This is a genomic window from Rhizobium sp. RU20A (genome assembly GCF_900155885.1).
GTDB lineage: Bacteria > Pseudomonadota > Alphaproteobacteria > Rhizobiales > Rhizobiaceae > RU20A.
Genome location: NZ_FTMB01000002.1, coordinates 306,238 through 326,742, shown reverse-complemented (window position 1 = coordinate 326,742; position 20,505 = coordinate 306,238). Strand labels below are relative to the sequence as shown.

14 protein-coding genes are annotated in these 20,505 nt (G+C 65.4%); 4 read left to right on the top strand and 10 right to left on the bottom strand.

The annotated features are described in order from the left end of the window. Nucleotides 1-45: 45 nt before the first annotated feature. The 3 genes from F3H41_RS10170 to F3H41_RS10160 all read right to left on the bottom strand — a co-directional run bounded on the left by F3H41_RS10170 (nt 46) and on the right by F3H41_RS10160 (nt 5,665). On the bottom strand, nt 46-2,262 hold the full coding sequence (locus tag F3H41_RS10170) for an FAD-dependent oxidoreductase (RefSeq protein ID WP_149738562.1): 2,217 nt from the start codon (nt 2,260-2,262) through the stop codon (nt 46-48). Between the two features lie 153 nt (nt 2,263-2,415). Further along, the gene (locus F3H41_RS10165) at nt 2,416-3,624 is read right to left on the bottom strand and encodes an acetyl-CoA C-acetyltransferase (protein WP_149738561.1); all 1,209 of its coding nucleotides are present in this window, start codon (nt 3,622-3,624) and stop codon (nt 2,416-2,418) included. Nucleotides 3,625-3,868: 244 nt separating this feature from the next. Then, complete coding sequence (locus F3H41_RS10160; RefSeq protein ID WP_149738560.1) at nt 3,869-5,665, bottom strand: acyl-CoA dehydrogenase C-terminal domain-containing protein; 1,797 nt, start codon at nt 5,663-5,665, stop codon at nt 3,869-3,871. Between the two features lie 428 nt (nt 5,666-6,093). Here F3H41_RS10160 and F3H41_RS10155 point away from each other — a divergent pair, with 428 nt between their 5' ends. The 4 genes from F3H41_RS10155 to F3H41_RS10140 all read left to right on the top strand — a co-directional run bounded on the left by F3H41_RS10155 (nt 6,094) and on the right by F3H41_RS10140 (nt 12,450). Then, a complete protein-coding gene (locus F3H41_RS10155) occupies nt 6,094-10,101 on the top strand; it encodes a peptidoglycan-binding protein (protein ID WP_149738559.1) in 4,008 nt (1,335 codons plus the stop codon). A gap of 286 nt (nt 10,102-10,387) precedes the next feature. Beyond that, nucleotides 10,388-11,314, top strand: a complete 927-nt coding sequence (locus tag F3H41_RS10150; protein ID WP_149738558.1) for a sulfite exporter TauE/SafE family protein — start codon at nt 10,388-10,390, stop codon at nt 11,312-11,314. Continuing rightward, on the top strand, nt 11,314-12,144 hold the full coding sequence (locus tag F3H41_RS10145; protein WP_149738557.1) for a TIGR02186 family protein: 831 nt from the start codon (nt 11,314-11,316) through the stop codon (nt 12,142-12,144). Before F3H41_RS10150 ends, F3H41_RS10145 begins: the two co-directional genes overlap by 1 nt. A 69-nt stretch (nt 12,145-12,213) precedes the next feature. Further along, on the top strand, nt 12,214-12,450 hold the full coding sequence (locus F3H41_RS10140; RefSeq protein WP_149738556.1) for an Lrp/AsnC ligand binding domain-containing protein: 237 nt from the start codon (nt 12,214-12,216) through the stop codon (nt 12,448-12,450). Nucleotides 12,451-12,467: 17 nt separating this feature from the next. Here the strand turns inward: F3H41_RS10140 and F3H41_RS10135 are convergent, their stop codons facing one another. The 7 genes from F3H41_RS10135 to F3H41_RS10105 form a co-directional block, all read right to left on the bottom strand. After that, nucleotides 12,468-13,490 carry an LLM class flavin-dependent oxidoreductase gene (locus tag F3H41_RS10135; RefSeq protein ID WP_149738555.1) on the bottom strand — a complete coding sequence of 341 codons (1,023 nt, stop codon included), beginning with the start codon at nt 13,488-13,490 and terminating at the stop codon, nt 12,468-12,470. Between the two features lie 61 nt (nt 13,491-13,551). Further along, nucleotides 13,552-13,851 (bottom strand): alkylphosphonate utilization protein, encoded by a 300-nt coding sequence (locus F3H41_RS10130; protein WP_149738554.1) that lies wholly within the window; start codon nt 13,849-13,851, stop codon nt 13,552-13,554. 206 nt (nt 13,852-14,057) lie between these two features. Then, entirely contained in the window at nt 14,058-14,960 is a 903-nt protein-coding gene (locus F3H41_RS10125) for a PhnA-like protein (RefSeq protein WP_149738553.1), read from the bottom strand. 121 nt (nt 14,961-15,081) lie between these two features. Next, the gene (gene pdeM, locus F3H41_RS10120; RefSeq protein ID WP_149738552.1) at nt 15,082-15,813 is read right to left on the bottom strand and encodes a ligase-associated DNA damage response endonuclease PdeM; all 732 of its coding nucleotides are present in this window, start codon (nt 15,811-15,813) and stop codon (nt 15,082-15,084) included. 16 nt (nt 15,814-15,829) lie between these two features. Next, nucleotides 15,830-18,364 carry a ligase-associated DNA damage response DEXH box helicase gene (locus F3H41_RS10115; protein WP_244616161.1) on the bottom strand — a complete coding sequence of 845 codons (2,535 nt, stop codon included), beginning with the start codon at nt 18,362-18,364 and terminating at the stop codon, nt 15,830-15,832. 67 nt (nt 18,365-18,431) lie between these two features. After that, a complete protein-coding gene (locus tag F3H41_RS10110; protein WP_188129426.1) occupies nt 18,432-19,691 on the bottom strand; it encodes an FAD-binding oxidoreductase in 1,260 nt (419 codons plus the stop codon). Nucleotides 19,692-19,746: 55 nt separating this feature from the next. Then, nucleotides 19,747-20,502, bottom strand: a complete 756-nt coding sequence (locus tag F3H41_RS10105; protein WP_149738549.1) for an ABC transporter substrate-binding protein — start codon at nt 20,500-20,502, stop codon at nt 19,747-19,749. Nucleotides 20,503-20,505 lie beyond the last annotated feature (3 nt).

Below are 20,505 nucleotides of genomic sequence, written 5' to 3'. Positions count from 1 at the left end.
GGATCAGGTCGATCCGCCGGCCCCTGTTCTGGCTGTCGCTGCCACTCAGGCGGCCTTGTCGGCTGCCGGATAGGGATTGAAGCGCCCGTAGAACGTCTCGCCCTTGGCGGCCATTTCCTTCAGGAGCGGCGTCGGCTGGAAATGCGCGCCGTAGCTGGCGGCCAGCTTTTCGCACAGCGCCACGAAGGCCTTCGCCCCCATGCCGTCGATGTAGGACAGCGTGCCGCCCGTGTAGGGTGCAAAGCCGAAGCCGAGGATGGAGCCGACATCGGCCTCGCGCGGATCGGTCACGATGCCCTCTTCCATGGTGCGGGCAGCTTCCAGCGCGATGGTGACGAGGAGGCGCTGCTTGATCGTCTCGACGTCGAATTCTTCCGCCGGCTTCTGCTCGAACATGTCCTTGAGGCCCGGCCACAGGAACTTCTTGGCGGGCTTTGCGGGATATTCGTAGAAGCCCTTGCCGTTCTTGCGGCCGCGGCGATCGAGCTCGTCCACGAGCTTGTTGATCATCGTCAGGTGACGCGGATCGACAGCCTGTTCGCCGAGATCGGCAACGGTCGCCTTGAGGATCTTCTGGGACAGATCGATGGCGACCTCGTCGTTCAGGGACAGCGGACCGACCGGCATGCCGGCCATCTTGGCGGCATTTTCGATCAGAACCGGCGGCACGCCTTCAAGCAGCATGTCGTAGGCTTCGTGGATGTAGCGGAAGACGCAGCGGTTGACGTAGAAGCCCCGCGTGTCATTGACGACGATCGGCGTCTTCTTGATGGCTGCGACATAGTCGAGCGCGACGGCAATCGCCTTGTCGCCGGTGTCCTTGCCGAGGATCACTTCCGTCAGCATCATCTTCTCGACCGGCGAGAAGAAGTGGATGCCGATGAAATCGACCGGGCGCTTGGAATTGCCGGCAAGGCCGGTGATCGGCAGCGTCGAGGTGTTGGAGGCGAAGATGGCGCCTTCCGGCAGTACCGCTTCCACCTTCTCGATCACATCCTTCTTCACCTGACGATCCTCGAAGACGGCCTCGACGACGAGGTTGGCATCCTTGAGATCGGCATAGTCAGCCGAGGGGGTGATGCGGGCGAGCAGCGCCTCGCCCTCTTCCTTGGTCATGCGGCCCTTGCCGACGCTGTCCTTCACGAGACCTTCGGAATGCGCCTTGCCCTTGCCGGCCGCTTCGAGGTCGCGGTCGATGAGGGTGACGCGGATGCCGGCGGCAGCCGTAACATAGGCGATGGACGCGCCCATGAAGCCGGCGCCGACGACGCCGACATGCTCGAACGTCGTCTTCGGCACGCCGGCCGGGCGGCGGGCGCCCTTGCCGAGTTCCTGCATGGAGATGAAGAGCGAGCGGATCATCGAGAAGGCCTCGGTGGTCTGCAGGATCTGCGTGAAGTAGCGCTGCTCGATCCTGAGGCCCGTGTCGATCGGCACCTGAAGGCCTTCATAGACGCATTTGAGGATGGCGAGCGCGCCCGGATAGTTGCCCTGCGTCTCGCGGCGCAGAATGGCGGTGGCAGCCGGCCACATCTGGGCAGCCGCCGGCGTCCAGATGCCGCCACCCGGCGCCTTGAAGCCCTTTTCGTCCCACGGGGCAACCGGCTTCAGGCCGTTCTTGATCATGGTCTTGGCGGCTTCGACCAACTGGTCCGGCTCCACCACCTCATGCACGAGGCCCATGGCCTTGGCACGCTGCGGGATCAGCGTCTGGCCGGTGGTCATCATCTGCAGCGCGTCCTGCGCATTCGTCAGGCGCGGCACGCGCTGCGTGCCGCCGGCGCCCGGGAAGATGCCGACCTTGACCTCGGGAAGGGCGATCTTCACGCTTTTGCCATTGGCAGCGACGCGGCCGTGGCAGGCGAGTGACAGCTCGAAGGCGCCGCCCATGCAGGTGCCGTTGATGGCCGAGACCCACGGCTTGCCGCAGGTTTCGATCTTGCGGAACAGCCAGGTCATCTTGCCCGCGAGGTCGAAGAGCTTCTTCGCCGCATTGTCGGGATCGAGCGCCTTCTGCTCCTGCTGGAAGCTGAACATGCCCTTGATCATCGACAGGTCCGCGCCGCCGGAGAAGGTGGACTTGCCGGAGGTAAAGACGACGCCCTTGACGGCTGCGTCGGCGACGATCTGGTCGGTGACGGCGTCAAGCTCGGTCAGAACCTCGGCCGTGAACACGTTCATCGACTTGTCCGGCATGTTCCAGGTCACGAGCGCAATGCCGTCTGCGTCAGTCTCGACCGTGAAATTCGTATAGGTGGTCATGGTGGGATACCTCTTCCCTTGAAATCTTCGTCCTGCGGTCGGGCGCCCGGTTCTCTTCACGTCATCCTCGGGCTTGACCCGAGGATCCCTTGCCGCCTGCGGCTGGATGGTCGGGTCAAGCCCGACCATGACGGTGCGTCGGGCGCGCCGCCCTTACACCCGTTCGATGATCGTCGCCGTGCCCATGCCGGCGCCGATGCACAGCGTCACGAGCGCGGTGTTGAGATCGCGCCGTTCCAGCTCGTCCAGCACCGTGCCGAGGATCATCGCGCCGGTGGCACCGAGCGGATGGCCCATGGCGATGGCGCCGCCGGCGACGTTCATCTTGTCGTGCGGAATGTCGAAGGCCTGCATGTGGCGCAGGACGACGGCCGCGAAGGCTTCGTTGAGCTCGAAGAGGTCGATGTCGGAGAGCTTGAAGCCCGAGCGTGCCAAGAGCTTTTCCGTGACATCCACCGGGCCCGTCAGCATCAGCGCCGGATCGGAACCGATATTGGCGAAAGCGCGGATGCGGGCCCGCGGCTTCACGCCGAGGATATTGCCGCCTTCCTTGGAGCCGACGAGGACGCCGGCCGCGCCATCCACGATCCCGGAGGAGTTGCCGGCATGGTGGACGTAATTGATCTTCTCGATATCCGGATGCGCCTGGATGGCGACGGCTTCGAAGCCGCCCATTTCGCCCGGCATCTGGAAGGAGGGGTTGAGCGAGGCGAGCGACTGCATGTCCGTGCCGGGACGCATGTGCTCGTCACGGTCGAGAATGGTGATGCCGTTGACGTCCTTCACCGGCACGACGGACTTGGCGAAGTGGCCCTTTTCCCAGGATTCGGCAGCGCGACGCTGGCTTTCGACTGCATAGGCGTCCACGTCGTCGCGGGAAAAGCCGTATTTGGTGGCGATGAGGTCGGCCGAAACGCCCTGCGGCATGAAATAGCCGGGGAAGTTGACGGAGGGGTCCATGTACCAGGAGCCGCCGGCCATGCCCATGCCGACGCGCGACATGCTTTCAACGCCGCCGGCGATGACGAGATCGTCCGCCCCTTGCGCGATCTTGCCGGCCGCAAGGTTGACGGCATCGAGACCTGAGGCGCAGAAGCGCGAGATCTGGATGCCCGGCGCCTTCATCGAATAGCCGGCTTCGAAGGCGGCCGACTTCGGGATCACGGCACCGGCTTCCATGACCGGATCGACGCAGCCCATGATGATGTCGTCGACCTTGGTCGTGTCGATGCCGTTGCGCTCGCGCAGCGCCGTCAGCACGCCCGCCGCCAGCCGCGGCGTCGGCACCTCGTGCAGCGCGCCGTCCTTCTTGCCGCGCCCGCGGGGCGTGCGCACATGGTCGTAGATGAAGACTTCAGTCATTGGTTTCTCTCCCGTACCGGGTTGGATCTCCGGCGCAGCGCAGCCGCACTGAACACCGTGTGTGTCGTCGCTTCTGGGGCCGTCGTCTCCTGGCCAACGCCGCATTGCGCTGCCATCAGCATGCGCATTCTGCAGCCGCTCGTCCCATGACATTCCCAGATAGCATCAGCTTCGTGGCGAATGGACAAGTCTGAAAGCCGAAGACCGGCACCGGCTTCTCAGCCGGCGCCGGATCGCGGCTGGATCAGAATGCCTCGGCAGCCAGTTCCATCATCGTGTCGCTGCCGGCTTCGATGCGGGACTTCCGCAGCGTGGTTTCCGGCATCAGGCGTTCCATGAAGAACTTCGCCGTGACGAGCTTGTTGCGGTAGAAGGCTTCGCGATCGCCCGCACCGGCCACCAGCGCGTCCTCGGCGGCCTTCGCCATCTTTGCCCACATGTAGCCGACGACGACGAGGCCGAAGAGGTGCATGTAGTCGGTGGAGCCGGCGCCGGCATTGTCGGGCTTGGCCATGGCGTTCTGCATGAACCACATGGTGGAGGCCTGCAGGTCGTTGAGCCCCTTCTTCAGCGCCTTGGTGAAGCCCGAGAGCTTCTCGTTGTCGCGGTTTTCCTCGCAGAAGCCGCCGATTTCCTGGAAGAGAGCCATGACGGCGCGGCCGCCATTCATGCCGAGTTTGCGGCCCACGAGGTCGAGGGCCTGGATGCCGTTGGCACCTTCGTAGATCATGGCGATGCGCGCATCGCGCACATACTGGCTCATGCCCCATTCTTCGATATAGCCGTGGCCGCCATAGACCTGCTGGGCCATGACCGCGTGGTCGAAGCCCTTGTCGGTGAGCACGCCCTTGAGGATCGGCGTCATCAGGCCGAGAATGTCGTCGGCGTTCTGGCGTTCCGCCGCATCGGTGGCGCGGTGGGCGACATCGGACTTCAGCGCCGTCCACAGCGTGAAGGCGCGGCCGCCCTCGTTCCAGGCCTTGATGGTGAGCAGCGCACGACGGATGTCGGGGTGCACGATCAGCGGATCGGCCTTCTTCTCCGGCGCCTTGACGCCCGAAAGAGAGCGGCCCTGAATGCGCTCGCGCGCATAATTGGCCGCGTTCTGGTAGGCGATTTCCGAAATCGACAGGCCCTGCAGGCCGACGCCGAGGCGGGCCTCGTTCATCATCACGAACATGGCGTTGAGGCCCTTGTTCTCCGCGCCGATGAGATAGCCGGTCGCACCGTCATAGTTCATGACGCAGGTCGCATTGCCGTGAATGCCCATCTTGTGCTCGATCGCGCCGCAGGACACGGCGTTGCGCTCGCCCGGCGTGCCGTCGTCCTTCAGCACGAATTTCGGCACGATGAAGAGCGAAATGCCCTTGGTGCCCTCAGGCGCGCCTTCGATGCGGGCCAGCACGAGGTGGATGATGTTCTCCGACATCGTGTGCTCGCCGGCGGAGATGAAGATCTTCTGACCGGAGATCTTGTAGCCGCCATTGCCATCCGGCACGGCCTTGGTGCGCAAAAGACCCAGGTCGGTGCCGCAATGGGGCTCGGTGAGGTTCATCGTGCCGGTCCAGGTGCCTTCCACCATTTTCGGTAGATAGGCGGCCTTCTGGGCGTCGGAGCCATGCACGAGGATGGCCGCGATCGCGCCCTGCGTGAGGCCCGGATACATGGTCAGCGCCATGTTGGCCGAGGACATGTATTCGCCCACGGCGGTGTGCAGCGTATAGGGCAGGCCCTGACCGCCGAATTCTTCCGGCACGGCAAGGCCGAGCCAGCCGCCCTGGCAATAGGCGTCATACGCTTCCTTGAAGCCCTTCGGCACGGAGACGGTGGCGTCCTCGTTGCGCGTGCAGCCTTCCTTGTCGCCCGAAAGATTGACCGGGAAGAGCACTTCCTCGGCGAGCTTGGCTGCTTCACCGGCAATTGCCTCGATCATGTCGGGCGTCGCCTCGGCAAAGCCGGGAAGGTTGTTGTAGCGCTCGATGCCGAGCACGTCGTTCAGAATGAAAAGCGTATCGTCGACTGGGGCCTTGTAGATCGGCATGGGCTTTCCTCACCTAAGCATACGGGCGTTCGGCAAGGGCCGACGCCTTTTCCTCCGGCCGGCTGCGGACGAGCAGTCCGGCAATCTCGAAGAGGATGCTACAAAAATTTGACGTTTGCGTAAACGTCAAATTTGCAGCCGTTGCCAAATTTCTTCACCCGCCCGGCAATCTCTTCGCCCGGTGGTAAAGTGTGGCGCTCCTCACCCTGACGCAAGCCTCGCATCAGCATGGAACGAAATGGTTAAAAAAATTTCGGGAAGGTTAACCGCTTGTTTACCATGTTTGGCCGAATGTGCCGGCTTAGAGGGCTATGCCGCGCTCAGTCTGTTCTTCGCGTCGATGCGGCATCGCTTGGTTATGTCGGCCGGGGCTTCTCGCCCATGTCAGTGCCGGCAGGCGGCAAACCGTCAAACGAGGCGAAGAAAATATGAGCGGATCGCGACCCACCTATCCCCGAAGCGCCGGGCGCCCCGGCGGCGACCGGACATCGCTTGATCAGCTCAACCGCACGATCGACGGGCTGGAAGCACGGCTCGAAGGCCTGATCGGCACACCGCGCGGCCGCTCGCAGCCCGTGCGCGAGGAAACGCGCGACCCTGTCGACGAAATTCGCGAACGTCAGCGCGCCCTTGGCGCCCTGCGTGACCGCACCTCGATCCGCGACACGATTGCCGCCCGCGCCGATCGCCTGCGCGAGCAGGATGTCCGCCCGCAGCCGCCCGTGCATGCAGAGCCGCCCTACCAGCCGCAGGCACACGCCGCGCCGCGCGCCGATTTCGCCGTTCGCCCCGAGCCCTTCGCTCGCGCCGAGATGCGCGAGCGCCCGGATGCCTATGCCCGGCCCGAGATGCGCGAACGCGCCGCTCCGACCCCGCAGCCCGTGGTCCGCGATCAGTCGGCCAACGACATCGCCCGCGCCCTTGTCGATCTGCGCCAGGACCTCAAGCGGGACCTGACGGAAGGTCTGACGCGCGAGATGGATGCCCTGCGTGCCGAAATGCGCGCCATCCGCTCCGCCGCCGAAAGCAGCGACAGCGTGGAGGACATCCGCGGCGAGATGCAGCGTCTGGCCGAAAGCATCGGTCAGCTCGGCCGTCAGGCCAGCCCCGCCCAGGCGGATGCGTTGCGCAGCGAATTCAACGACATGCGCTCGCTGATCGACGGGCTCGCCCGCGAAGACAGCGTGCGGCGCATGGAAACCCGCTGGAGCGGCGTCGAGCAGCGCCTCAACGCCTTCGACGCGACCCGTGACGACGAACTCGTCGCGCTCGCATACCGCCTCGACGAGATCAAGAGCCAGATCGAGAGCGTCGGCAATCCGAAGGTGCTGAATGCGCTTGAAGACAAGCTGATCACGGTCGCCCATGCGATCGAAATGATCGGCCGCCAGATGCAGCCGGACGACCATCATCTGGCGTCCCGCTTTGCCGAACTCGATGTCCGCCTGGATGAGATCAGCCGTGCCATCATCTCCAGCGGCCGCACGGCCGGCAATGCGGACCATGCCGGTGTCTCGCGGCTCGAAAGCCGCCTGAGCGACCTGGCGCGCCATGTCGAGAGCCTGGCCACGCGCCCGGACGACGGCCTTGCCATGCGTCTTGAGGCGCTGGCGGCCCGCGTCGAGGAACTGGCTTCCGACGACGCCGCAAGCCGGCTCGAGGAGCGCCTGCATCAGCTCGCCGTTCTCATGGAACGCTCCAACCGTGACAGCGACGTCGAGCTCGACCGGCATCTCGCCGACATTTCCCACAAGATCGAATCGCTCGAACGTGGCAACCTGAACGGCCAGCTGGTCGACAGGCTGGATGCGCTGGCCCGCCGCATCGACGGCCTCAACGTGCCGCAGGTGGCCGACACGCGCGATCAGGACGCCCGCTTCGAGCGCCTCGAAGACCAGCTTGCAACGATCGCCACGCATCTGGCCGAAACGCAGGTCGCCCCACGTGACGACCGCGAGGCCCTGCGCGGACTGGAATCGCAGATTGCCAGCCTGTCCGCGCTCGTCTCCTCTTCCGCACCGGCGGCGGCCGCGCTGCCGGCGGAATTCGAAAGCCGCATGCACGTCCTGGAAGACTATCTCGCCACCAGCGACGAGTACATCATCGAGGCTGCTCGCCAGGCGGCAGAGGCGGTCATGGAAGCCTATCAGCGCAACGGCGTCGGCGCGGCTCCCCAGAACAACGCCGGTGACGTTTCCGCCATCGCTGCCCTGGCGGAAGATCTGAGGGCGCTGGAAGGCATCAGCCGCTCCAGCGAGGAGCGTACCGCCCGCACCTTCGAAGTCCTGCACGAAACGCTGGTCCACATCGCCGAAAAGCTCGAGCGGCTGGAAGAGGGCGTGGAGCGTCGCGTCGCGGCGCCGCCGGCCATCGATCCGCGTCCGGCCGTTGCCGCCGAGCGGGACAATGGTCCGCGCACGGCCACTCTCTCTGGTCTCTCGCCGGCGCTGGAGGACGGTGAGCGCGACCCTTTTGGCGAAATGCTCGTGGCGGCCCTTTCGCAGCGGGAGCCGGTCGCCGATAGGGCATCTGTTGCTTCGCTCGTCGCCGCACGCGACGAGGCCAAGCGCGAGGACATGCGGGCTCCCGCCGCGGCAACGGCTGCAACGCGGCCCGCACCGGAGGACGCGCCGCGCGAAACCGCCTCGACGGGCCTCGCTTCCATCGGCGAGGACGTGGAGATTCTGGTCGATGACGAGGATCTCGCAACCGCTGCCGAAGCCGAAATGCGCGGCGGTCTGCTGTCCTCGCTCACCCGCCGCTTCACACCCCAGCGCAAGGAAAAGTCGACCGCTGACGAGACGGCTGCTCGCCATGAAATCGATCCCGCCCCGTCAATCGACGCTGCCGACATGGCCGCGCCGGATATGTCGAGCCAACTGATCGAGCCGGGTTCCGGCCTGCCGGATGTCAAGCGCATCCTCGAGCGTGTTCGCGCCGGTCAGCGCGACGGCGTCAAGCCTGCCGATGCCGATGAAGGCGAGCGGATCGACCACATCGCGGCCGCGCGCCGCGCCGCCAAGCTCGCCGCCGAAGAAGCCGGCACGATCCGGGCCGAACAGGCTGGTGCAAGCCCCAAGGCGGCCCCTGCCAAGAGCGGCAGCCGTCGTCCGCTGCTTCTTGCCGTCGGTGCCGTGCTGCTTGCGGTCATGTCGTTCCCACTTGTCAACACGCTGCTCAACGGCGAAAGCGCACCGCCTGCCATCGAGGCGAGCGCCGAGCCCTCGGCAACAGAAACATCCTCCGCGCCGGCCGAAGAGCCCGCTGCCGAAACCGGCGATGCGGCCGCGACAGGCGCCGCGAACCCCGATGAGGCCACGGCTTCCGATGCTCAGCCGGAGCCCGTCATGCCCGAAGCCGAAACGGCAATGGCGAGCGAGACGGCCGAAGCCTCGGCAGGTGATGTCGGCACGCGCGTCCCGGCCGTAACGGTCCCGACCACGACGCTCACCCGTCCGGCGGAACCCGTGGCCAGCCTGACCTCTGACGCGCAGACCGGATCGGAGGCGACCCTTGAGCCGCTTCCGCAGACGCCGGCGGCCGCGCCGGTCGCCAGCCAGGCAGAGCCCGTCACCGTGCCGGACAATATCGGCCCCGCGGCGCTCGTCGAGGCTGCCCGAAAGGGAGATCCGCTCGCCTATTTCGAAATCGGCGCCCGCTATACCGATGGTCGCGGCGTGCCCGCCGATCTCGCCGAAGCGGCGAAGTGGTACCAGCGCGCCGCCGATGCCGGTGTCGTGCCGGCCGAGTATCGCCTCGCGAACCTTTACGAGAAGGGGACGGGCGTTGCCCGCGACCTCGACAAGGCCAAGGCGCTCTACGAATCGGCCGCCAATCGCGGCAATGCCAGTGCCATGCACAATCTGGCCGTCCTGCTTGCGACCGGCAGCGGCGGCAACCCGGACTTCAAGGCCGCGGGCGAATGGTTTCGCAAGGCCGCCGACTTCGGCGTGAAGGACAGCCAGTTCAATCTCGCCATCCTCTATGCCCGTGGAAACGGCGTGCCGCAGGATCTAGAAGAAAGCTACAAGTGGTTCGCCGTTGCGGCCGCCGGCGGCGACACGGATGCCGCCCAGAAGCGCGATGAAGTGGCCTCCGCCATGAAGCCGGAGCAGCTGGAAAGCGCCAAGGCGAAGGCCGATGCCTGGACGGTGCAGCCGCTCAGCGAAGACGCCAATTCCGCCAACGTCCCGGATGCCTGGACCGGCGGCGGCGTGAAGACCTCGACGATCGACATGAAGAAGGCGATCCGCAACATTCAGGCGATCCTCAACAACAACGGCTTCAAGGCCGGCACGCCAGATGGGACGCTGGGTCCGCAGACGGTGAGCGCCATCAAGGCCTTCCAGACATCGATCGGCCAGGAACCGACCGGCGAACTGACTGACGCCCTGGTGCGCGAACTTCTCAAGCGCAACCAGGCCAAGGCCGGCTGAGCGGTCGAAGGACTGGATCCGGCGGCCCGGTCAACAGGCCGCGTCACAAAATGGACACGCCGCGCGGGTGAAAGAAAACCGCGCGGTTTTCGGTTCCGCGCAGGCGGTTGACAGCCACAGGCTGGCAGCGCAAGACGAAGAAGGCCGGTCGGCCGGGCCATGCCCGTTGATGCCGGTCTCTGCTGATCGATCAAGACGCCCGGCGGGGCGACCCGCCACCGACGCCCGCCGGCCTTTGCGGGCCCCTGCTGGCCTTTCCAGGTCATTGGCACATCGAGGTCCGCCCGTGACGGTGTATCTGCCCATTGCAGAATTGTCGGTGAACATCCTCGTCATTCTCGGAATGGGTGCGGCTGTCGGCTTTCTTTCCGGAATGTTCGGTGTCGGCGGCGGCTTCCTCATCACGCCGCTCCTGATCTTCTACAACATCCCCCCGGTCGTCGCTGTCGCCACGGGCGCCAACCAGGTCGTCGCCTCTTCCATCTCCGGCGCCATCACCCATTTCCGGCGCGGCACCATCGACGTCAAACTGGGCAGCGTGCTCCTGGTCGGCGGTCTCATCGGCGCCACCATCGGCGTGTGGATCTTCTCCATGCTGCGCCGCATCGGCCAGCTCGATCTTGTCATCTCGCTGCTCTACGTCGTGCTGCTGGGTGTCGTTGGCGCGCTGATGCTGGCCGAGAGCCTGCGGGCCATGCGCAAGGCCTCGAAGAACCAGCCTGTGGCGCTGAAGCGGCCAGGCCAGCACAACTGGGTGCACCGGCTGCCCTTCAAGGTGCGCTTCAAGAAGTCGAAGATCTATCTCAGCATCATCCCGGTCATCGCCCTCGGCATGGGCATCGGCGTGCTGACCTCCGTGATGGGCGTCGGCGGCGGCTTTATCATGGTCCCCGCCATGATCTACCTGCTGCGCATTCCGACCAACGTCGTCGTCGGGACCTCGCTCTTCCAGATCATTTTCGTCTCCGCCTATGCGGTGATCGTGCAGGCCTCGACCAACTACACGGTCGATATCGTCCTTGCCTTCATCCTCATGGTCGCCGGCGTCATCGGTGCGCAGTATGGCGTGCGCGTCGGCCAGAAGCTGCGCGGCGAACAGCTGCGTGCGCTGCTCGCGCTGCTCGTGCTCGCGGTCGGCATCCGCCTTGCCATCGATCTCGTCCTTCCCCCCGCCGACATCTACTCGGTCGTTTCCACGGGGGTCGGCTACTGATGCGCGCCTTCGCCCCGAAACTCCGTTCGCTGTGCGCCGGCCTCCTGCTGGCATTCGCCAGTGCCGCCCCGGCACTGGCGCAGGCGGATGGCAGCGGCGGAGCGCAGCCATCGGGCGATTTTACCGAGCAGCTTGAAATCGGGATTTCCACCGACGAGATTTCGATCACCTCCGATTTTCGCGGTGCCGACCTGACGATCTTCGGCGCCATCGAGGGCTTTGACGAGCGCCTTCTCGCACAGGGCAAATACAATATCGTCACGGTGCTGGAAGGTCCGAAGGACAATGCCACGGTTCGCAAGAAGGAGCGCGTTTTCGGCATCTGGGTAAACCGCTATTCGATGACCTTCGAGCTCGTGCCGGAATCCTATTCGCTCGCCACGACCCGCGACATCAACCAGATCGCCCCGCCGCAGGACATCGCCAACATGGGCATCGGCGTCGATCACATGCGGCTGATCCCGACCGGCTTCGTCGGCAACGGCTCGAACCTCACCGAATTCCGTGACGCTTTCCGTCGCATCCGCGAGCAGAGCGGCGTCTATGAGCGCGATCCCGGCGGCGTGCAGTTCATCTCCTCCAGCCTTTTCAAGGCCTCGATCCGCCTGCCGGCGGATGTGCCGAACGGCATCCACCTCGTGCGCGCCTACCTTTTCCGCGATGGCACCTTCGTTGCCGCAAAGGCCCTGCCGCTCCGGGTCGTGAAGACCGGTCTTGAAGAAGCGATCACCCGTGCCGCGCACGAGCAGCCCTTCTTCTACGGTGTGTTTGCCGTGCTGATCGCGGTCATCACCGGCTGGGGCGCGAGCCTGCTCTTCCGCCGCGACTGAAGCGGACGCGCATATTGACCGGTCGGCGCAAATCGACCACATCAGCGACAAACGGAGGACATCCCGACCATGAAGCCGATTTTCGTCCAGATCCAATGCGCCCCCGGCAAGACCTACGAGGTCGCCGACGAGATCTACAAGAAGGAGATCGTCTCGGAGATGTATTCGACAAGCGGCGACTACGATCTGCTGCTGAAGATCTATATCGCCGAAGGCGAGGATATCGGCAAGTTCATCAACGACAACGTCGCCACCGTTCCCGGCATCACCCGCTCGCTGACGACGCTCACTTTCAATGCGTTCTGACGGGCCGAATTCCGGCCTCAGCGCCAGCCGAGCGCCGGCGCCACATGGGTCAGGATCGCCTCGATGACATGGGCGTTATAGGCGACGCCGAGCTGATTGGGCACGGTCAGCAGCAGCGTATCGGCTTCAGCGATCGCCTCGTCCTTCTTCAACTCCTCGATGAGGACATCCGGCTCGGCTGCGTAGCTGCGGCCGAAGATGGCGCGGGTGTTCTCGTCGATATAACCGATCTGGTCGCTTTCCTTGCCGCTGCGGCCGAAATACATGCGGTCCTGATCATTGACGAGCGCGAAGATGCTGCGGCTGACGGAAACGCGCGGCGTGCGCGTGTGGCCTGCCGCTGCCCAGGCATCCCGATAGGCGCGGATCTGCCGGGCCTGCTGGATGTGGAAGGGCTCGCCCGTCTCATCGTCCTTCAGCGTCGAGCTTTGCAGGTTCATGCCCTGCTCGGCGGCCCAGACGGCGGTGCGGTTGGAGCCGGCACCCCACCAGATGCGATCGCCCAGACCATCAGAATAGGGCTCCAGCCGCAGAAGCCCCGGCGGGTTGGGAAACATCGGCCGCGGGTTGGGTTGAGCAAAACCTTCGCCCTTCAGCACGTCGAGGAAAATCTCGGCATGATGGCGGCCCATCTCGGCATCGCTCATGCCCTCGGGCGGCACATGGCCAAAGTAACGCCAGCCATCGATCACCTGCTCCGGCGAGCCGCGACTGATGCCGAGCTGCAGGCGTCCGCCGGCGATGAGATCGGCAGCGCCGGCATTTTCCGCCATATAGAGCGGGTTCTCATAGCGCATGTCGATAACGCCGGTGCCGATCTCGATGCGCTTGGTGCGCGCGCCGACGGCCGCAAGAAGCGGGAAGGGCGAGGCAAGCTGCCTGGCAAAATGGTGGACGCGGAAATAGGCGCCATCCGCACCCAGATCCTCGGCCGCAACGGCAAGGTCGATCGATTGCAACAGCACATCCGAAGCCGTCCGCGCGCCCGATTGCGGGGAGGGCGACCAATGCCCGAAGGAGAGAAAACCGATCGACTTCATCCTGCCTCACTTGTCGTTCGGCCGGGACGGTCTCTTGCGACCCTCCCGCCGTCGATGTGTATTAGCGCTTCTTCACGAATTCGGTGCGCAGCACGAGGCCCTTGATGGCATCGTGACGGCAGTCGATTTCTTCCGGATTGTCTGTCAGCCGGATGGAGCGGATCACCGTTCCCTGCTTCAGCGTCTGATTGGCCCCCTTGACCTTGAGGTCCTTGATCAGCGTGACGGAATCCCCGTCCGCCAACACGTTGCCGGCGCTGTCGCGCACCACGGATGCAGCGGCGGCAGCCGCAGCCATTTCCGAAGCCGGGCGCCATTCGCCCGTGACCTCGTCGTAGATATAATCATCATTGTCGGCCATTGAAGCCCCTTTCGTCCGGCGGCATCGGTGCAGCACCCCCAAAGCGCATGGCCCGGCCGTCTTGCCGGGCATAACCGATGGCAGGGTGCGCCGCAATTGCCGCGCCCGCGAACCGCGCCCTGACGCGGGCCGTCCGGCAAACGCAAAAACGGCCACCCGTGACAAGGGGCGGCCGCCTTCGTTGAACGGAGTGGTGTCGAACAGCGTTAGGCGCGGACGTAGACATCCTCCGTCCGCACGACACGGGTGGTCCCGACCGAACCACCAATGAGAGAGGCGATTGCGCCGACCACGAGAGCGACGAAGGCGAGCACGGCACCCGTGGAGACGGCCGTGGCGGCGGTCTGGGCGGCGGCAGTTGCCTGCTGCTTGGCGGTTTCCATCGCCTGGCGGTACTCGGTCTCGTACTGGGCGACCTGCTGGCGGGCCTGCTCGACCGGAATATTCTGGGCGCGGGCAATGGCGTCTGCAGCCTGTGCGCGGGCCTGTTCGGCCTGGGCCGGATCGCCGGTCAATGCCGCCTGAACGGCCTTGACGGCGGTGTCACGCAGAACGGCCGGATCATTGCCGCCGCTGGTTTCGCGGATCTGCTGCTCGATGGCGGCCATCGGGTTGGTGGCTTCGGCAAGTTGCGGGGCGGCCGCGGTCACGGCAGTTGCCGCGGTCGAGCCGGCGCCGGAGATGATGCCCGAAATGCCGTTGAAGAGACCACCGGCGAGGGCGCCGACCGAGGTCGTCAGCAGGTAGAAGATGACGAGCGTGGTGACCGCCCAGGAAGTCAGGCCATGCAGCGCGCCCGTGGAACGCAGCGGACGGCCGGAAAGGCGGCTGGCAACATAACCGCCGGCAAACGAGGCAATGATGCCGCTGATCACGAACCAGGCGATGGTGCTCATCGAGAAGGTCGATGCGGCCGGATTGTCTGCTGTGCCGGGATCAAGCACGGCCGCGCCAATGCCAACGCCAAGCAGATTGAGTACCAGCTGAACCGTCAGCGCGATCGCCACACCGGCGAAAACGGCGCCCCAGGAGACGCGGTTGAAAGCTTCGTTGAGGGTGGGGGAAGTGCCGCGCGTCTGCACGTGCGCGTAGGTGGCGGTATCGGCCATGGGGTTCTCTCTCCTGTGTGCCGGAACGCGTTCAATTCCGGCATGTCTTGAATGCCTCGCAAAACGGGCAGCAGGAGTGTTTGTTCCCGAGGTTGCTAAAAAACGTTCGGGCGTAGGAAGGTCAGCTTTTGAGATTGCCGTAGCGGACGGAGTAGATGCGGTCGCGGCCGAGCAGGTGGGCGATGAGGGACGGGCGGTTGAAGAGCCCGGTCATGGCGCGGTGGTTGAGGTCGAGGCCGCCCGTCGTCACCCCGAAGGCGGGCATCAGGAGGCGGGCGCCGTCCGTCGCGAAACAGGCGCGGCGCACGGATTTCTCGCGCCGTGTGACGATCGCGGCCGGGTGCAGGTGGCCGGCGATCTCGCCGGCTTGCGGCCCAGCGCTCGGCTCGTGCCGGAAGGTGAGGCCGCCGTGGCACAGGCTGTCGGCGGAGATGCCGGGCAGGCCGAAGACGCCGTCGGGATCGTGGTTGCCGGCAATCCAGACCCATTCACGCCCGCGCGCCATGGCTGCGATCATCTCTCGAAAGGCAACCGGCATCAGGGCTGCGCCGACGCGGTCGTGGAAGGTGTCGCCCAGGCTGACGACGATCTTCGGATCATGCCGGACGATCAGCCGCGACAGCAGCGTCAGGGTCGCCAGCGTATCGTAAGGCGGAAGCATCATGCCGCGCCGGGCAAAGGCGGAGCCCTTCTCCAGATGCAGGTCGGAGACGACGAGCATGTCGAGCGACGGCAGGATCATTCCGCCCATGGGATCGAGCAGCGCGCGAATGCCCGCCACCTCGGTTTCCACGAGTGCGCCCGCCAGTTCCGTCTCCGCCCGGCGCGCCAGCGCCACCCTGTCAATCGTCATCTCGTATCCGGTCTTCTCAATCGGGGATCACGCCGAGCGCTTCCTCGATCAGGTCTTCGGCCGCTTCCGCCAGCACCGCATCCTGCGCTTCGCCGGCCACCGGCTCCCTGCCGATTTCCAGCATGATCGGCACGGCGAGCGGTGAAATCCGCTCGAGCGCCCGGTGGGTGATGTGGCCCTTGATTCGTGCCAGCATATCGCCGAGACGGCCAATGTCCAAAAGCCCCGTGGCCGCATCGTTGCGCGTCGCCTGCATCAGGATGTGGTTCGGCTCGTGGCTGCGCAGCACGTCGTAGATGAGGTCGGCCGACACCGTCACCTGCCGTCCGGTCTTTTCCTGTCCCGGATGGCGCTGGTCGATCAAGCCGGCAATCACGGCGCAATTGCGGAAGGTGCGCTTGAGAAGAAAGCTCTCGTCGAGCCAGGCTTCCAGATCGTCGCCCAGCATGTCCTCGTCGAAAAGGGCGGCCAGCGAAGGCTGGCGTATCTGGAAAGCCCAACCCATGTCTTCGAGAGCCCAGATCGCCAGCGCGTAATCGGTCGCGACGAAGCCGAGCGGCTTCAGTCCCATGCGCTCCAGCCGCCTTGTCAGCAGCATGCCGAGCGTCTGGTGCGCCAGCCGCCCTTCGAAGGCGTAGGCCACCATGTAGTGGCGCTGTCCGCGCGGGAAGGTCTCGATCAGGAGCTCGTCCGCCCGCGGCAATTGCGAGACGGCATGTTGCAGCGACAGCCAGTCGCGCACCTGTTCCGGCAGATGGCTGCGTCGTTCGGGGTCGGCCAGCATGTCGCGCACCTGCGCCGCGAGATAGGTGGAGAGCGGAAATTTGCCGCCCGCATAGGCTGGCACCTTCGGGTCCAACTTGAAGCCTTGCGTGACGAGGCACTCGTTTTCGCGAATGCCTTCAAAGCGCAGCACCTTGCCGGAAAAGAGGAACGTATCACCCGGCGACAGCATCTCGGTGAAATATTCCTCGACCTTGCCGAGCGACATGCCGCCGCGCCCGACGGCGCCGCGCGCATTGCGCTTCACCATGCGCACGTTCAGCATCGGGCTTTCGACGATGGTGCCGACATTCAGCCGGTATTGTTGCGCGACCTGCGGGTTGGAGACCCGCCAGAGCCCGTCCGCCGTCTGGCGGATGCGGGCATAGCGCTCATAGGTCTTCAGCGCATAGCCACCGGTCGCCACGAATTCGATCACCTGCCGGAAGGTGTCGAGCGCAAGATCGGCATAGGGCAGGGCGCTCGTCACCTCTGCATAGAGGGCTTCTGTCGCAAACGGCGCCGCGCAGGCCGAGCCGAGAACATGCTGCGCCAGCACGTCGAGCGCGCCCGCGCCGATCGGCGGCGTGTCCTGCGCGCCGATGTAGTTGGCGTCCAGCGCCGCCTGGCACTCCATCACCTCGAAGCGGTTGGCGGGAACGAGGATCGCGCGGCTAGGCTCGTCCATCCGGTGGTTGGAGCGGCCGATGCGCTGCGCCAGCCGCGAGGCACCCTTGGGCGCGCCGACATGGATGACGAGATCGACATCGCCCCAGTCAATGCCGAGATCGAGCGTGGAGGTGGCGACGACGGCGCGCAGCTTGTTCTCGCTCATCGCCGCCTCCACCTTGCGGCGCTGGCCGACATCCAGCGAGCCGTGATGCAGCGCGATTGGCAGGTTGTCGTCGTTGATGGTCCAGAGCTCCTGGAACAGCAGTTCCGCCTGGCTGCGCGTATTGACGAAAAGCAGCGTCGTGCGGTGCTCCTTGATCGCCGCATAGACATCGGCCATCGCGTAGCGGGCGGAATGGCCCGACCAGGGGACCCGCTCCTCGGTGCCGAGAATGGTGATCACGGGCTTGGCGCCGCCGGCGACCGTGATCAGCCCGGCATGGCGCACCTCATCCGCCCCCTGCGGCACCAGCCAGCGCTGCAGCTCCATGGGGTCGGCCACGGTTGCGGAAAGCCCGATGGCGCGCATCTCCGGCGCCAGGGTTCTCAGCCGCGCGAGCCCGAGCGACAGCAGATGCCCGCGCTTGGACGTGACGAGCGAATGCAGCTCGTCCAGCACCACGTAGCGAAGATCCTTGAAGAACCGCTCCCCCTCGCCATTGGCGATGAGGAGCGCCAACTGCTCGGGCGTTGTCAGGAGGATGTCGGGCGGATTGAGCTTCTGGCGCTGGCGCTTGCCCTGCGGCGTATCGCCGGTGCGTCCCTCGATGGTGATCGGCAGGCCCATCTCGCTGACGGGCTTCATCAGGTTGCGCTCGATATCGACGGCCAGTGCCTTCAGCGGCGAAATGTAGAGCGTGTGGATGCCCGTAAAGGCGGTGCCTGGCTTCTTGCGGCCGCGGTGGGTGAGCGAGACCAGCGAGGGTAGGAAGCCCGCCAGCGTCTTGCCGGCGCCCGTCGGGGCGATCAGCAGCATGTCCTCTCCGGCGGAAACGCGCGCCAGCAGATCGAGCTGATGGGCACGCGGCTGCCAGCCCTTTTCGGCAAACCAGCCGGTGAAAGGCGCGGGAAGCAACGGCAGTCCGTCGCGGGGCGGGGGCGAATCGATGGCGTTCACGGCAAGAAGGTAGTGACGCGCAGCCAAAAAAGAAGCCGCGCCTTTCGCCGGGCTGAACCCGCGACCCTCAGGCGAAGCGCGTGGCCGCGTAGGGCGCGGGATCCACGAACGGCGTCTCGCCCGTCATCATCTCCGAGAGCAGCCGTCCGCTGGCCGGACCAAGGGTGAGGCCGTGATGGGCATGACCGAAATGGAACCATAGGCCCTTGTGCCGGGGGGCGGGTCCGATGATCGGCCGCATGTCAGGCAGGCATGGGCGAAGACCGAGCCAGGGCGTTTTCTCCACCGGCGGCCCGAGATCGAGCAGCCGGCGCGCCTCAACTTCGTCGCGGCGGATCTGGATGTCGTTGGCGGGGGCGGCGGGATCGGCAAACTCGATGCCGGTGGTGATGCGCAGGCCCTGCCGCATCGGCGCCAGCACATAGCCGCTTTCCTCGTCCACCACCGACAGGCGCGGCATGGCGCCGTCCGTCTGCGTGTAATGGCGGTGATAGCCGCGCTTGATGCCGAGCGGGATGCGATACCCTGCCTTGCGAAACACGAGACCGGACTGCGGTCCCAGCGCCACCACGGCCTCGCGCGCCGTGATTGTTGCGCCGTCCGCGCCGGTCACCTGCCAGCCGCCGGCAATCTCTGTAAGCGTCGCCGCATCGCCGCGCGCCATTTGCCCGCCGTTCGCGGCAAAGAGATCGGCATAGGCTTTCACCAACCCCTGCGGGTCGGTCACCGTTTTCGGATCCTGCCAGTGAATGGCGCCGGCGATGGTGGAGAGTCCCGGCCGGTAGGCCGGTTCCAGTGCGATGAACTCCTGCGGCGTCAGGACGCGATACTGCAGCCCGAAGGGCGCAAGACGCCCGGCTTCCGCGACGGCGGCGTTAAACCGCGCCGTCGTCTTGTAGAGGGCCACCCAGCCATCGGCCCGGATGAGGTGCTCGGCCCCGGCGCGCGCCACCAGCCGGTCATGCTCGGGAATGCAAGCCTGCACCAGCGGCAGCATGGCGCGCGTCGCCACCTCAAGCGGCGCGGCGGCGGAGTTGCGCCAGTATTGCCAGAGGAACGAGGCCGCCTTCGGCAGGAAAGAAGGGCTGTATCGCACATCCGACTGGCCGTTCAGCGCGTAGCGCAAAAGCGCCATGGGATCGCGCGGAAAGGAATAGGGAATGACCGACGAGCGCTCGATCAGGCCCGCATTGCCGTAGCTCGTGCCGCTGCCGGGCTCGGCCCGGTCGAACAGCACCACGGAGCGGCCGCGCTCCAAAAGATGAAGAGCGGTGCTGACGCCGACAATGCCGGCACCGAGAACGAGAACGTCTGATGTCATGGGGATATGCCTTCGCGATGTCCCCGCCCGCAACGGGCGAGCAGGGACGAGCTTCGCGGTCTCAGTAGATGTCGAAGGGGAAGTATTTCTGCGTGATCTTGGCGTAGGTGCCGTTGGCGACGATGGCGTCGATTGCCTTGTTGAAGCGTTCTTTCAGCTCCGTATCACCCTGGCGGATGCCGATGCCGGCTTCCGTTTCCGTGCCGGCCACGTCGCCGACCATCTTGCAGCAGTCCTTGCCGTCCTTGTTCAGCCAATCGGTGAGCACGAACTTGTCGGAGATCAGCGCATCGAGACGGCCCGCCACGAGATCCGCCACGGCCTCGTCATTGGTCGGGTACTGCTTCACGTCGGCGCCGCCCTTGGCATAGACATCATCGGCATACTGCGCCTGCGTGGTGCCCGACTGAGCACCGACCGCCTTGCCGTTCATGTCTTCGGCGGTCGTGCCGGCGAGCGTGCTGTCCTTCGGCGCGACGACGGCCAGCGGCGTTACGTAGTATTTGTTGGTGAAGTCGATCTGCTTCTTGCGCTCTTCGGTGATCGACATGGAGGCGATGATCGCGTCGTACTTCTTGGCGATCAGGCCGGGGATCATGCCGTCCCACTCCTGCGCGACGATCTCGCACTTGGCCTTCATTTCTTCGCACAGGGCGTTCGCGATATCGACGTCGAGGCCCTTCAGGCTGCCATCCGTATCAACATAGTTGAAGGGCGGGTAGGCGCCCTCGGTGGCGATCTTGATGGTCGCGTCCTGGGCCGAGGCCGTGCCGGCAGCGAGCATCGCCAGCGCAGCAAGGAAAATGGTCTTCTTCATGGT

Excerpts from the sequence above, each read along its gene's own strand:
- F3H41_RS10170 (WP_149738562.1), bottom strand. The coding sequence starts at position 2,262 with ATGACCACCTATACGAATTTCACGGTCGAGACTGACGCAGACGGCATT.
- F3H41_RS10165 (WP_149738561.1), bottom strand. The coding sequence starts at position 3,624 with ATGACTGAAGTCTTCATCTACGACCATGTGCGCACGCCCCGCGGGCGC.
- F3H41_RS10160 (WP_149738560.1), bottom strand. The coding sequence starts at position 5,665 with ATGCCGATCTACAAGGCCCCAGTCGACGATACGCTTTTCATTCTGAAC.
- F3H41_RS10155 (WP_149738559.1), top strand. The coding sequence starts at position 6,094 with ATGAGCGGATCGCGACCCACCTATCCCCGAAGCGCCGGGCGCCCCGGC.
- F3H41_RS10145 (WP_149738557.1), top strand. The coding sequence starts at position 11,314 with ATGCGCGCCTTCGCCCCGAAACTCCGTTCGCTGTGCGCCGGCCTCCTG.
- F3H41_RS10140 (WP_149738556.1), top strand. The coding sequence starts at position 12,214 with ATGAAGCCGATTTTCGTCCAGATCCAATGCGCCCCCGGCAAGACCTAC.
- F3H41_RS10135 (WP_149738555.1), bottom strand. The coding sequence starts at position 13,490 with ATGAAGTCGATCGGTTTTCTCTCCTTCGGGCATTGGTCGCCCTCCCCG.
- F3H41_RS10130 (WP_149738554.1), bottom strand. The coding sequence starts at position 13,851 with ATGGCCGACAATGATGATTATATCTACGACGAGGTCACGGGCGAATGG.
- F3H41_RS10125 (WP_149738553.1), bottom strand. The coding sequence starts at position 14,960 with ATGGCCGATACCGCCACCTACGCGCACGTGCAGACGCGCGGCACTTCC.
- pdeM (WP_149738552.1), bottom strand. The coding sequence starts at position 15,813 with ATGACGATTGACAGGGTGGCGCTGGCGCGCCGGGCGGAGACGGAACTG.
- F3H41_RS10105 (WP_149738549.1), bottom strand. The coding sequence starts at position 20,502 with ATGAAGAAGACCATTTTCCTTGCTGCGCTGGCGATGCTCGCTGCCGGC.